The 13,426-nt window shown below is 32.5% G+C and carries 12 protein-coding genes; 5 read left to right on the plus strand and 7 right to left on the minus strand.

From position 1 onward, the window contains the following. The 3 genes from ACIQ2Z_RS11070 to ACIQ2Z_RS11080 all read right to left on the minus strand — a co-directional run. The coding region (locus ACIQ2Z_RS11070) for a chloride channel protein (protein ID WP_396184206.1) at nt 1-1,758 on the minus strand (1,758 nt) is incomplete at its 3' end. A gap of 33 nt (nt 1,759-1,791) precedes the next feature. Then, nucleotides 1,792-3,477 carry a gamma-glutamyltransferase gene (ggt, locus tag ACIQ2Z_RS11075; protein WP_396184207.1) on the minus strand — a complete coding sequence of 562 codons (1,686 nt, stop codon included), beginning with the start codon at nt 3,475-3,477 and terminating at the stop codon, nt 1,792-1,794. Beyond that, nucleotides 3,474-4,058 (minus strand): ACP phosphodiesterase, encoded by a 585-nt coding sequence (locus tag ACIQ2Z_RS11080; protein WP_396184208.1) that lies wholly within the window; start codon nt 4,056-4,058, stop codon nt 3,474-3,476. Before ACIQ2Z_RS11080 ends, ggt begins: the two co-directional genes overlap by 4 nt. A 160-nt stretch (nt 4,059-4,218) precedes the next feature. Between ACIQ2Z_RS11080 and glmM the strand changes: the two genes are divergently transcribed. Further along, nucleotides 4,219-5,604, plus strand: a complete 1,386-nt coding sequence (gene glmM / locus ACIQ2Z_RS11085) for a phosphoglucosamine mutase (protein ID WP_396184209.1) — start codon at nt 4,219-4,221, stop codon at nt 5,602-5,604. Nucleotides 5,605-6,048: 444 nt separating this feature from the next. Further along, the gene (locus ACIQ2Z_RS11090) at nt 6,049-6,159 is read left to right on the plus strand and encodes a peptide deformylase (protein WP_396184217.1); all 111 of its coding nucleotides are present in this window, start codon (nt 6,049-6,051) and stop codon (nt 6,157-6,159) included. A gap of 159 nt (nt 6,160-6,318) precedes the next feature. On the opposite strand, the gene ACIQ2Z_RS11095 is transcribed toward ACIQ2Z_RS11090, so the two are convergent. After that, nucleotides 6,319-6,477, minus strand: coding sequence for a 5-fold beta-flower protein (locus ACIQ2Z_RS11095; RefSeq protein WP_396184210.1), 159 nt, complete (start codon nt 6,475-6,477; stop codon nt 6,319-6,321). Between the two features lie 565 nt (nt 6,478-7,042). Between ACIQ2Z_RS11095 and ACIQ2Z_RS11100 the strand changes: the two genes are divergently transcribed. Both ACIQ2Z_RS11100 and rpsA read left to right on the plus strand, forming a co-directional pair. Further along, on the plus strand, nt 7,043-7,489 hold the full coding sequence (locus ACIQ2Z_RS11100; protein WP_396184211.1) for an SDR family NAD(P)-dependent oxidoreductase: 447 nt from the start codon (nt 7,043-7,045) through the stop codon (nt 7,487-7,489). A 199-nt stretch (nt 7,490-7,688) separates the two neighbouring features. Beyond that, nucleotides 7,689-9,473, plus strand: a complete 1,785-nt coding sequence (rpsA, locus tag ACIQ2Z_RS11105) for a 30S ribosomal protein S1 (RefSeq protein WP_396184212.1) — start codon at nt 7,689-7,691, stop codon at nt 9,471-9,473. Nucleotides 9,474-9,593: 120 nt separating this feature from the next. Here the strand turns inward: rpsA and pheT are convergent, their stop codons facing one another. Continuing rightward, a complete protein-coding gene (gene pheT / locus ACIQ2Z_RS11110; RefSeq protein ID WP_396184213.1) occupies nt 9,594-12,011 on the minus strand; it encodes a phenylalanine--tRNA ligase subunit beta in 2,418 nt (805 codons plus the stop codon). Nucleotides 12,012-12,388: 377 nt separating this feature from the next. Here pheT and ACIQ2Z_RS11115 point away from each other — a divergent pair, with 377 nt between their 5' ends. Next, nucleotides 12,389-12,607 carry a hypothetical protein gene (locus ACIQ2Z_RS11115; protein ID WP_396184214.1) on the plus strand — a complete coding sequence of 73 codons (219 nt, stop codon included), beginning with the start codon at nt 12,389-12,391 and terminating at the stop codon, nt 12,605-12,607. Nucleotides 12,608-12,775: 168 nt separating this feature from the next. Here ACIQ2Z_RS11115 and ACIQ2Z_RS11120 read toward each other — a convergent pair whose 3' ends face one another. Both ACIQ2Z_RS11120 and ACIQ2Z_RS11125 read right to left on the minus strand, forming a co-directional pair. Next, nucleotides 12,776-12,925 carry a hypothetical protein gene (locus ACIQ2Z_RS11120; protein ID WP_396184215.1) on the minus strand — a complete coding sequence of 50 codons (150 nt, stop codon included), beginning with the start codon at nt 12,923-12,925 and terminating at the stop codon, nt 12,776-12,778. A gap of 162 nt (nt 12,926-13,087) precedes the next feature. After that, on the minus strand, nt 13,088-13,426 hold a 339-nt coding region (locus ACIQ2Z_RS11125), incomplete at its 5' end, for a bestrophin family ion channel (RefSeq protein ID WP_396184216.1).

Genomic DNA, 13,426 nt, shown 5'->3' on the forward strand with positions numbered 1-13,426 from the left:
AATAATACCAATTACTTCTTTGTTTTTTAGAACAAGTAAATAATCTGTTTGAGCACGTTCAAATTTTTCCACGATGGTTTCTGCGGTTTCATCATAGTTTATTATTTCTTTGGGAGCATGCATGATATCTTTTACAGCTGTATATTTTATTTTATAAGGATTAAATAAATGTGATTTAACTTCTTCAAAATCAATTATCCCTAGTAATTCATTTTTATCATTGACTATCGGAAAAATCATTTGGTTGTAACTGGAAATTTTTTCAACTAATACTTCTAAGGATGGAGCAAGTTTTAATGTTTGAATCGGGCTTTGAATTAATCGCGAAATTACAATTCCGGATAAAATATTCCGGTCTCTGTCATCGGTAAACACATCACCTTTATCCGCTAAGTTTTTTATATCAAAGGAATAAGGTTCATATCTTTTTGAAATTGCAAAGCTAATGGATGAAACAAGCATCAACGGAATCATTAAACTATAGCCGCTGGTAATTTCAGCTATCAAAAATAGGGCAGTTAAGGGAGCATGAAATAAGCCACTTAAAATTCCGGCCATTCCTACCATGGTAAAATTACTAACAGGAAGTTTTACAAATCCGAGTAGATTAAAAAATGATGCTACAAAAAAACCTAAATATGAACCTACAAAAAGGGAAGGGGCAAAATTTCCTCCATTTCCTCCGCTACCAATGGTAATACTAGTAGCATAAACTTTAATGAGCATTGTGGCACCAACAAAAAGCAATAACATCCAGGCATTGTCTTTAAAACCTTTTAAAACAGTATTGTCTAAAATTTGTTCCGGATTATTAGTTGAAAGTATTTTTATGCTGTTATATCCTTCTCCAAATAAGGTTGGAAAAAAGAAAATTAAAATAGCTAAAATACAAGCTCCAAAAAGAGCTTTTCTCATGGGGCCAAATTTTATTCGGCTAAAAAAATGTTCTATTTTACGAAAAGTTCTAGCATAATTAATGGAAACAAAACCGGAAGCTACCCCTAAAACTATGTAATAAGGAAGATTATGATAATCGAAATCCATTTGTTTGTTAAATGACAATAAGATATCTTCATTCAAAAGAATAGTTGAAACCAACGCACCGGTTGCTGCTGAAATCATAATAGGAATAAAGGCCGTAATGCTCACATCAACTAAAACGACTTCAATGGCAAAAAGTACTCCTGCAATAGGAGCATTAAATGCTGCTGCAATTCCGGCAGCAACGCCACAAGCTAAGAGTAAAGTTCTGTCTTTGTAACTTAAACGATAATTTTGTGCAAAGTTGCTACCAAAGGCAGCACCTGTAATTGTTATAGGAGATTCTAATCCGGCAGAGCCACCCATTCCGACAGTTAAACCACTAGTGATTATTTGAGCATACATTTGCTTTTTAGGAATAATTCCGGATTTTTTTGAAACGGCATACATTATTTGAGATGTTCCTTTTTCTAATGAACCATCCAAAACCTTTTTTATAACCCATGCAGTTAATACTATTCCAATAATAGGAAGTGTACTATTACTGTAAGGTAAATGAAAAATGCTATCAATATATTGAGCAAAAATGTAAACCCAATGGGCAAAAGTTTTTAAAACAATAACAGCTAAAGATGCTGAAATACCTACTAAAAAACAGGATAAATAAATAAATTGCCTGGGAGAAAGATACGATTTTAAATATAAAATAAATCCCTCCAATCTTCTGAAGTTTTTTCGGAAGAATGTTTTTAGAACTGATTTATTTTGAGTGGGCATGTGATTTTTTTGAACCGCTAAGATAAAACTTATTTAAAAACCAATAGCTCTATCATCACCTCTTTTGTCCGCACCACCTTCTAATTTAGTATTAGGTAAAACTAAAATAGCATCAACTTTTCCCAATACAGGAGTTTGTTTTTCATTTATTAGGTATCCTTTTGCCTTAAGGATTTGAAGTATTTCTGCTGAAAAACAATTTGGTTCAAAAATAACTTCATCCGGTAACCATTGATGATGAAAACGTGGAGCGTCAACAGCTTCCTGCATACTCATATTGAATTCAGTGACATTTAAAATAGTTTGTAAAACCGAAGTGATAATCATAGATCCCCCAGGAGTTCCCACGACCATGAAAAGTTCTCCGTTTTTTTCTACAATGGTTGGTGTCATCGAACTTAACATACGTTTTTGAGGTGCGATACTATTGGCATCAGAACCTACCAATCCAAACATGTTAGGAACTCCTTGTTTAGCTGAAAAATCATCCATTTCATTATTGAGAAAAAAACCTAATTCGTCACAATATAATTTGGAACCGTAAGCATCATTAATAGTTGTTGTAGCCGATACAGCATTTCCATAGGGGTCAATAATAGAATAGTGAGTGGTTTCGGTACTTTCTGAAAAGACAATTGCTCCGTGTGAAACTTCTTCCGATTTTGTAGCTTTTTCAAAGGAGAAAGCAGCCATTCGTTCCTTTAAATACGTTTCATCTAAAAGTTCTTTTGTCGGAATTTTTATAAAATCAGGATCACCTAGAAAATAGTTTCTATCGGCATAAGCTCTTCGTTCCGCTTCTACAATTACTTGAATGTATTGTTCAGAGTTATGTCCCATTTTAGCTAAATCAAACGGTTCAATCATTTTTAAAATTTGTCCTAAAGTTATTCCGCCGCTACTTGGTGGTGCCATTGAAATGATTTTATAATCTCGATAAGAATTAACAATCGGCTCACGCCATTTTACTTCATAGGATGCTAAATCTTCCAAGGAGATAATACTGCCTTTAGCTTGTAAAAAGTTAACTAACTTTTGTGCCGTTTCACCTTTATAAAATTCATCCCGACCATTTTTAGCGATGCGTTCCAACGTATTGGCTAAAGCTTTATATTTAATCGTGTCTTTTGTTTGAAAAGGATAAGAAAATAAAGTTTCGGAACCATTTGCTTTAACTATCGCTTTTCGGTATTTGTTTAAACGTTCTTCTTGTTTTTTGGTAACTACAACACCTTTTCTAGCTAAATCTATGACCGGTTTTAGGATGGTTTCCATTGGTAATGTCCCATATTTTTTATGAACTTCAAAAACTCCGGCAATTGTTCCGGGAACGCCTATTGCTAATTCTGTTTCGGTACTTAAACCTTTAATTACATCTCCATTTTCATCTAAATACATATCTTTAGTTGCTGCCAAAGGAGCTTTTTCGCGATAATCCAAACTTCCGGTTTCACCATTGTATTTTCGATAAACCATAAATCCGCCACCGCCAATATTTCCGGCATAAGGGTAGGAAACTGCTAAAGATAACTCTATTGCAATCATTGCATCAAAGGCATTGCCACCTACTTGCATGATTTGTGCTCCAATTTGTGAAGCTTCCTCCCGAGCTGAAACTACCATTGCTTTTGAAGTGACCAAGCCAGTTGGTTGAACTATATTTTTTTCTGTTTTACAACTTAAAAAAAGGATTAGTAAAAGCAGTAAGTGTTTTTTCATAAAGCGGTAATTTTTTCTTTGCAATGTAGTCGAATTTCTTCAAAGAACTGAGTAAATTCATTTTCAAAATCGAAATAAAATTCTTTTAATTCTAAGATAGATTCATGCATTACAACCCTGTTTTTGGTTCTATGATCCATTTGAAATAAAATCATAGTCAAACCTTCAATTGTTGCATAACTAACTAGCCAATTTTGGGCAATCATAAAGGGCATCATTTTTTTTATTGGTTCTGTGAGTAAATCATAATTGATTTGTAAATTTTCGTAAAATGCTGAAGAAGTTTCTTCTAAAGATATAGCAGAATAGTTTTTCCAATTTTTTGCTAAAAAATGGTCATAAAAAATATCTATTATTACACCCGAGTAATGTCCGTATTTTTCATGTAATCGGTGTTTACTTTTTCTGAAGATGGGGTGTGCATCTGTAAAAGTATCAATTGCACGATGCAGTAAAATGCCTTTTTTAATATCAGGTAAATAATCATTATAACTTTGCCCACGAATACTATCCGCCATAAAATTCCCAATTTTGACGAGGTCATCATCACCGGAAAGATAAATATGAGCCAGAAAATTCATGTTTCTTTATAATTTGGTATCAGTAAAAATAGGAAACTTTATCCGTATTGAAAAATAAACTACTTTTTACACTCTATTAAATGTTAAAAAACTCGATAAAAGGGAAAGCAAAAAAGGGAGTTCCTTTTTATCTTTGTACTTCAATTTAAAACAAAAATTAATGACACTTATAAAATCAATTTCGGGAATTCGTGGTACCATTGGTGGGAAAGTTGGTGATAATTTAACGCCTGTCGATGCAGTTAAATTTGCGTCAGCCTATGGAACATGGTTGAAAAATGTCAATACTAAAGAAAAATTAAAAGTAGTAGTTGGCCGTGATGCCCGAATTTCTGGACCAATGATTCATAATTTAGTAGTTAATACATTGATTGGTTTAGGTATTGATGTCATTGATTTAGGACTTTCTACTACGCCAACTGTTGAAGTTGCTGTTTCCCTAGAAATAGCTGATGGTGGAATCATATTAACGGCTTCACACAATCCAAAGCAGTGGAATGCTTTAAAATTATTAAACGAAAAAGGAGAATTTCTAAATGGGGCAGAAGGAGCAAAAATATTAGAAATTGCGGACTCTGAAGCTTTTAATTTTTCTGATGTAGATAGTTTAGGAGAAATCACTATCAATGATGCTTACATGGATATTCACATTGATGAGGTGTTGAAGTTGCCATTAGTCGATGCAGATGCTGTTGCAAAAAGAAAATTTAAAGTGGTAGTGGACGGTGTTAATTCTTCCGGAGGAATCGTTATCCCAAATTTATTGGAGCAAATGGGAGTGGAGGTAGTCAAATTATATTGTGATCCAAATGGTCATTTCCCACATAATCCAGAACCATTAAAGGAGCATTTAGGGGATATCTGTACTTTGGTTTTAAAAGAAAAAGCCGATTTCGGAATTGTAGTAGATCCAGATGTAGACCGATTAGCATTTATTTCTAATGACGGAGAAATGTTTGGTGAAGAATATACATTAGTGGCAGTAGCCGATTATGTCTTGAGTAAAACTCCCGGGAATACAGTTTCAAATATGTCATCCTCCAGAGCATTACGAGACATTACAGAAAAACACAAAGGTAGTTACCTAGCCAGTGCTGTTGGCGAAGTGAATGTTGTTGAATTAATGAAATCTACACAGGCCATTATCGGAGGTGAAGGAAACGGGGGAATTATTTATCCGGAATTGCATTATGGTCGTGATAGTTTAGTTGGAGTTGCTTTGTTCTTAACCCATTTAGCAAATTTAGATGTAACAGTAGCGGAATTGAGAGCTTCCTATCCACAATATTATATGAGTAAAAATAAAATTGAATTGACACCTGAAATAGATGTTGATGCTATTTTAGTTGCTATGACGGATAAATATAAAAATGAAAATATTTCCACCATTGATGGAGTTAAAATTGATTTTGCGACAGAATGGGTTCACTTACGCAAATCGAATACTGAACCGATAATTCGTATTTATACTGAAGCACCAACGCAAGAGGAAGCCGACAAATTAGCTTTGCGAATTATTGACGAAATCAAAGAGGTGGTGAATTAAAAATATGATGAAAAGAATCGGTTGGTTACTTATTTTCTTGTGCTTTTCAACCTTAACTTTTGCTCAAAAGTTTTCAAAAGAAGAACGTAAACTCATTACGGCTTTGTTATGTTTAAAATAATACAAGTAACAGATTCTTCTGAATTCAAAATTTTAAAAGCAATTTCTGAAAATATTAAACCAAAAATAAATATATTCCAATTATGCCAAGAGAATGTATTTAGCCATGCAAAAACCTGCTAACTAGGGGGTTGGAATTGCCGCACCTCAAATAGGAATAAGCAAAAATTTAATTTGGGTACAATGTTTTGATAAACCAAATGTACCATTTGAATTTTATATAAATTAAAAAATTTTTTGGCGTTCTACCTTTATGCAAAAAGGGATGGAGGGATGTCTTTCCATTCCAAATGAACTTGGTGATGTATATCGCAATCATACAATATTTCGACAGAAAAGGAAAAAAAGAAAGAAGAGGTAATTGAAGGTTTTACAGCTGTAATTTTCCAACATGAAATGGACCACTTAAACGGATTATATTTACAGACCGATTAATTGAGCAAAGTCAATGGAATAATTCTCAAATCAATAATGAAGTAAATTTGTTTCTGAAAACTAAATTAAAGCAATTATAACACCGCTTGAATTATTCAAAATCAAAAAAGAAAAACACCAGGGCAGCCCATTCTTTTACTACTCCTTTTGCATACCCAATTAGCCAACAGTTGAATAGTGGTTATTCTCAATTGTCCCATCATTTTTGATGTACCCAATTGTAGCATAGTGTTTATTCTGAATAGTTTCATCATTTTTGATGAAAGCAGTTGTGCTGTAATGACTATTTTGAATAGTTTGTGCATGAACAAAATCCAAACAAATAAAAAAACAATAGTATAACCAAGAATTTTGTTTTCATAAATTTTAAAAACAGGATTGAATGTTTTCAAAAGTAATAATTTTTATCGATGTACATTTAAAGAAAGTCAACTTGTAAAGAATAATAATCCTAGAGAATAAAAGAGTTTTTTTAAACTATTTATTAGAATAACAATCTTTAAATTTGAAACTTAATTTAAAAAACTTTTCATGTTTTATTTTTCAAATAAAAATATTCTGATTACCGGTTGAGCTTCCGGAATAGGTAAATTAATGGGAGAACTTGTTTTGCAAAAAGGGGCAAAACTTATAATATGGGACATTAATCAAAAGAATATTGATGAAACACGGTCACAATTTTCAAAGTTTGGAAAAGTGGTTGGCTAAAATGTAGATGTTGCTGATATACAGCAAGTCAAAAATAACTGCTAAAATTGTTAAGGAAGATTATGGAGCAGTAGATGTCCTGATTAACAATGCCTGAATAATCGTTGGAAAATATTTTCATGAACATTCTCTTGATGATATTACTTAAACAATAAATATCAATGCGAATGCTCCCATGCACATTGCTTTAGCATTTCTTTCTGATATGATGGATCAAAATTCAGGACACATTTGTAATATTACTTCCTCTGCGAGTTTAATCTCAAATCCTAAAATGGCAGTTTATGCAGTCAGTAAATGGTCAGTAATAGGTTGGTCTGATAGTTTGCGTCTAGAAATGAAACACTTGAAAAAAAATATTGGAGTCACAACTGTAAAGCCTTGTTATATAAGTACCGGAATGTTTGATGGGGTCCGTTCTGTTATTCCGTTGTTAAAAACTGAAAAAGTGGCTAACAAAATAATTAAAGGAATTGAAAAAAACAGCATTTTTGTCATCATGCCGTGGAATGTTAATTTTGTTCGGTTTTTCCGGGGTTTATTGCCTATATGGTTTTTTGAATGGTTTGTAGGTAAGGTAATGGGAGTCTATAATACTATGGAACATTTTAAAGGACGTTAATTCACAAACGAAAATCTTTTTTTATTGGTATAATTGCTTGAAAAATAGTTTTGTAATTACAAAAATGCTTCGTACTTTTGCACACCTTTTGGCGAAGAAGAGTTTCCATTGGGTATAAACTATTTATGTAAACAACTTCTGCTGTTTTCTATCGCATCAAGAAACTCAAGAGAACTCAGAATACAAATTTTTAATCAGCATGTCTGAAATTTTAAAAGAACAAGAAGTGTTTTTAGCAAACTTTAACTGGTATAACTTCCAAGAAGGAATTGATGCAGTAGATGAAAAAAACCTAAGAGAATTTGAAGAGTTGGTTGCTAAAACCTTCATTTCAACTGACAGTGACGAAGTAGTAATGGGAACAGTGGTTCGTGTTACTGATCGTGATGCTATCGTTGACATCAACGCTAAATCAGAAGGAGTTATTTCTTTAAATGAATTCCGTTACAACCCAGGTTTAAAAGTGGGTGACAAAGTAGAAGTTTTAATCGACGTTCGTGAAGACAAAACCGGTCAATTGGTTTTATCTCACAGAAAAGCCAGAACAATCAAAGCATGGGATAGAGTTATCTCTGCTAATGAAACTGGCGAAATCGTGAACGGTTTCGTAAAATGTAGAACTAAAGGTGGTATGATTGTAGATGTTTTCGGAATTGAAGCATTCTTACCTGGTTCTCAAATTGATGTGAAACCAATCCGTGACTACGATCAATATGTTAACAAAATGATGGAGTTTAAAGTGGTAAAAATTAATCACGAATTTAAAAACGTGGTAGTTTCTCACAAAGCTCTTATAGAAGCTGATATCGAAGTTCAGAAAAAAGAAATCATTGGTCAATTAGAAAAAGGACAAGTATTAGAAGGTGTTGTTAAAAACATTACTTCTTATGGTGTGTTTATTGACTTAGGTGGTGTTGATGGATTAATCCACATTACTGACTTATCTTGGTCAAGAATTAATCACCCAAGTGAAGTGCTTGAATTAGATCAAAAATTAAACGTAGTAATTCTTGATTTTGATGATGAGAAAACAAGAATTCAATTAGGTTTAAAACAATTAAACGCTCACCCGTGGGATGCCTTGAAAGCAGACTTGAAAGTGGGTGACAAAGTGAAAGGTAAAGTAGTAGTTATCGCTGATTACGGTGCTTTCATTGAAGTTGCTGAAGGTGTTGAAGGTTTAATACACGTTTCTGAAATGTCATGGTCAACGCATTTACGTTCGGCTCAGGATTTCATGAAAATTGGTGATGAGGTAGAAGCAGTTGTATTGACTTTAGACAGAGACGAAAGAAAAATGTCTTTAGGTATCAAACAAATGACGCAAGATCCTTGGACTGATATAACTTCTAAATATCCAGTTGGTTCTAAACATAAAGGTATAGTTAGAAACTTTACAAACTTTGGTATTTTCGTAGAATTAGAAGAAGGTATCGATGGTTTAATTTATATCTCTGATTTATCTTGGACTAAGAAAATTAAACATCCATCTGAATTCGTGAATGTAGGTGAAACGTTAGATGTTGTTGTCTTAGAATTGGATGTTGACGGACGTAAATTATCGTTAGGTCATAAACAAACTACAGCTAATCCTTGGGATAAACATGAAGATGCTTATGCTGTAGGAACTGTTCACAACGGTACTATCGCTGAGATTGTTGACAAAGGTGCAACAGTTGATTTCGGTGATGATGTAGTCGCTTTTGTACCTACTCGTCATTTAGAAAAAGAAGATGGTAAAAAATTGAAAAAAGGTGATGTTGCTGACTTCAAAGTAATTGAGTTCAACAAAGAATTCAAAAGAGTTGTTGCTTCGCACACGGCTATTTTCAAAGAAGAAGAGGAGAAAAATGTGAAAGCTGCTACTGAAATAGTTGCTGCAAATAATAATAATAACACAAACGCTCCTGCTCAAACACTTGGTGAAAACAACCAAATTTTGGCAGACCTTAAAGCTAAAATGGAAAAAGGAGAGAAAAAATAATTCTCAATTTTTTATAAATTTAAAAGTCCTCTCGTTTTCACGAGGGGACTTTTTTTTGTTATGCAAACTAATTTGAAAAAAACAAGTTATTACTTGGATTTTCTGATTTATAGTAAAGAATTATCTTAAAACGGCACCTAACTTTTCGAAATTTAGCTTGAGTTTATTCATAATTTTATCAATTTGATCATCTGTCAAGGTTTTTGTAGTATCTTGAATATGAAAACTCAAAGCATATGATTTTTTTCCTTCCGGTAAATTTTTTCCTTCGTATACATCAAACAAACTGATTTCCTTTAATAGAGATTTTTCGGTTTGACTTGCAACAGCATATAAAGAATCAAACGTAACATTTCGATCAAGTAATAATGACAAATCTCTTCGAACTTCAGGATATTTTGGAATATCTTGAAATTTAATTTTATTAGAAATAAGTTTTAAAATTAAATTCCAATTGAAATCGGCATAATAAACAGTTTGTTTAATATCGAAATGCTTTAGGATTGATTTTTTGATAGTTCCCATTTCTACTAATACATCATTTCCAATCGCAAATGCAATTCCTTCTCCAAAAACATCTGAAACAGCAGGAAGTGTTTTGGTTTTTTGAAGTGAAAGACGAGAAAAAATGGTTTCAACATAACCTTTAAACAAAAAGAAGTCACTCGGTTTTTGCGAATTTGTCCACATTTCATTTTGACGATTACCGGAAACAAAAAGGGTTAAATGCTTATTTTCATCATATCCGGATGGCATTTTGTGGTAACTTTTACCAAATTCAAATAATTTTAAATCAGCATTTCTGCGATTAATATTATACGAAACAGCTTCTAAACCTGAAAATAAAAGTGATTGACGCATCGCCGATAAATCATTGCTCAACGGATTCAGCATCATCACATTAAATTCTTCTTTCAAATCATCAGAGAGTTTTACATAATCCGGAGTGGTCAAGGAATTCGCCATCATTTCATAAAAACCTAATGAATTCAACTGGTTTGCAATGATATTCTGCACTTTATAATCTTCCGTTCTACTGGAATTGGAAACCGTAGCATTTAGTTTTTTTGTGAATTCAATGTTATTATAACCATAAACCCTTAAAATTTCTTCAATCACATCAATTTCTCTTTGAACATCCACACGATAGGCTGGGATAATTAAGCCTAAACCTGCATCGGAAACACTGTTTACTTTGATATCAAGTGAAACCAAAATCTTCTTAATGGTTTCTTTAGGAATTTCTTGGCCAATAATTTTGTTTACCTTATTAAAGTTCAATAAAACAGTGAAATCTTCAATTTTCTTTTGATAAATATCGACGATGTCTGAGGTGATTTCACCACCGGCAATTTCTTTAATTAAAATGGCCGCTCTTTTTAATGCATATTCGGTAATGGTTGGGTCAATTCCACGTTCAAATCGAAACGAAGCATCAGTGCTTAAACTATGTCTTTTTGCCGTTTTACGGATTGAAACCGGATTAAAATAGGCACTTTCTAAAAATATATTGGATGTATTTTCAGTGACGCCTGAATTTTTCCCACCAAAAACACCGGCAATACAAAGTGGTCCCTTTTCGTCGCAAATCATCAAATCTTCTTCATGTAAAATCCGTTCAACATCATCTAACGTTTTGAATTTTGTTCCACTTTCAATCGTTTTAACGATAATTTTTCCGTTAATTTTATTGGCATCAAATGCATGTAGTGGTTGTCCTAATTCGTGCAATACGTAATTTGTAGCATCCACAATATTGTTTTTTGGAGTTAAACCAATGGCCTTTAAACGATTTTGCAACCAATCCGGCGACGGTTTCACCGTGATTCCGGAAATCGTAACGCCGCAATAACGTGGAGCTAATTTGATATCTTTTACCTCTACATCAATTTTAAATGTTCTTTTATCTACACGAAAACTGGTAACTGAAGGCGTAATTAACTCAGGATGCACATTTTTCTGAACTAAACCGGCACGTAAATCTCGGGCAATACCCCAGTGGGACATTGCGTCAGCACGGTTAGGCGTTAATCCGATTTCAAAAACTTCATCACTTTCAATGTTCATTACTTTGGAAAATAGCGTTCCAGCTTGCAACGAATCATCTAAAATCATAATTCCGTCGTGATTTTCACCTAAACCTAATTCATCTTCGGCACAAATCATTCCGTGACTTTCTTGGCCTCGAATTTTACCTTTTTTAATTTGAAATTCATTTCCATCTTTGTCAAATAAATTGGTTCCAATGCTGGCAACGGGCACTTTTTGACCAACCGCAACGTTTGAGGCTCCGCATACAATCTGAATTGGATTACCATCTCCTAAATCTACAGTCGTTATTTTTAAACGGTCAGCATCAGGATGCTGAATGCATGTTTTTATTTCGCCAACCACGATTCCTTCTAAACCACCTTTTATGGATTGGTATTTTTCAACCACTTCAACTTCTAAACCTAAATCGGTGAGCAAAGCAGCTGTTTCTTCGGACGAGGAATCTAATTTAATAAATTGTTTGAGCCAATTGTATGAGATACGCATTTTGGTTGGATTTATGAGTCTGCAAAGATAATAATTGTCTTAAGAAGCGTATCAAAAATAATCAGATTTTAGCAATTAAAAAGTGATTTTAATTTAATAACTTTATTAAGTATTTACACCTGCTTTTTTTATACTATATTAATTTTAAAATTAGAACTATGTTAAGAGAGATGCTAAAGCATAAAGTAGTTAAAATAAACTCAAAATTTTAAGTATTTTATTTGTAAAAATTGCTTTAATAAATATCGCTTGGTATTTACGTTTCAAGCCATCATGAAGAAATTCTTCAGGACATAAATAAAGTAGCTTATGAAAATTTTAAAGCCGATATAAAAATAGGGGATTTAGATATCTTATTTTTTAAAGGTTTTCCAAATTTGACTTTAAAAATAAAAGATATTGAAGTAAAAGACAGTCTTTGGAATCAACATAAAAAGACGCTTTTAAAATCTGAAATGATTTATGCAAAAATATTACCCTGGGCAATTTTGCATTCAGAGATTAATATAGAATCAATTACAATTGAAGGTACTACGTTAGCTATTTATGTTGATGAGAATGGATTTAGTAACATTGTATTTCCTCAAAATAATTAAAATCAGATTTTATTGGTTTTGATTGAATAACCGGAAGAGTTTCGAAATTGCCAACATAAAGTCCAATTTCAGTAATTTTATAACTAGAAATAGATTTGCAACTAAAATACAAAAAATTATCATCATCATAAATTTGTAATTCACCTATAACTTTTGTAGCTTGATTTACTAAAACATCATATCATTCCGCTTTTCTATAAACGAACTTTGAGTAGAATTTTTTCCAAAAGTGGTGTAATCTTCTTTTGAAGTAGAATCGTCTTTGCTGCAATTTATTCCTAAAAATGTAGCTAAAATTACAACCGTAATTTTTTTCATTTGGTTAAGTTGTTTAGTTAGACTTGGGATTTATTTCAAATAAAATCGGGTAAATTCTATTTAATGAGGCTAAACTAAACTTTAAGTACTCTCTATAAAAATTAAATCGTTTAAAAAGGATATTTATGGTTAACAAGCAGAATGCATTGATAAATAGCTACTCTAAAGTATCTCTTCGATGTGTTTTTTAATATTTGCAGTGATTTTTTCAATAGGTAAATCATTTGCATCCATACCAAACGGATCTTCAATTTCTTCGGCAATTAATTCTAGACTGGCTAAAACATAAAAAATAAAAATTACAACTGGTATAGCATAATAGCCCAAGCTAAAAACGTAACCAAAAGGCAAAGTCATTATATAGAAAAAAATGAATTTTTTTATAAAAGCACTGTAGGAGTAAGGTATTGGTGTGTTTTTAATTCGTTCACAAGCTCCACAAATTTCTGTAAATGATTGAACTTCACCATTTAAAATAATCAATTGATCTCCGGTTATTTT

Source organism: Flavobacterium sp. (assembly GCF_044361015.1).
In the GTDB taxonomy this organism is placed as follows: Bacteria; Bacteroidota; Bacteroidia; order Flavobacteriales; family Flavobacteriaceae; genus Flavobacterium.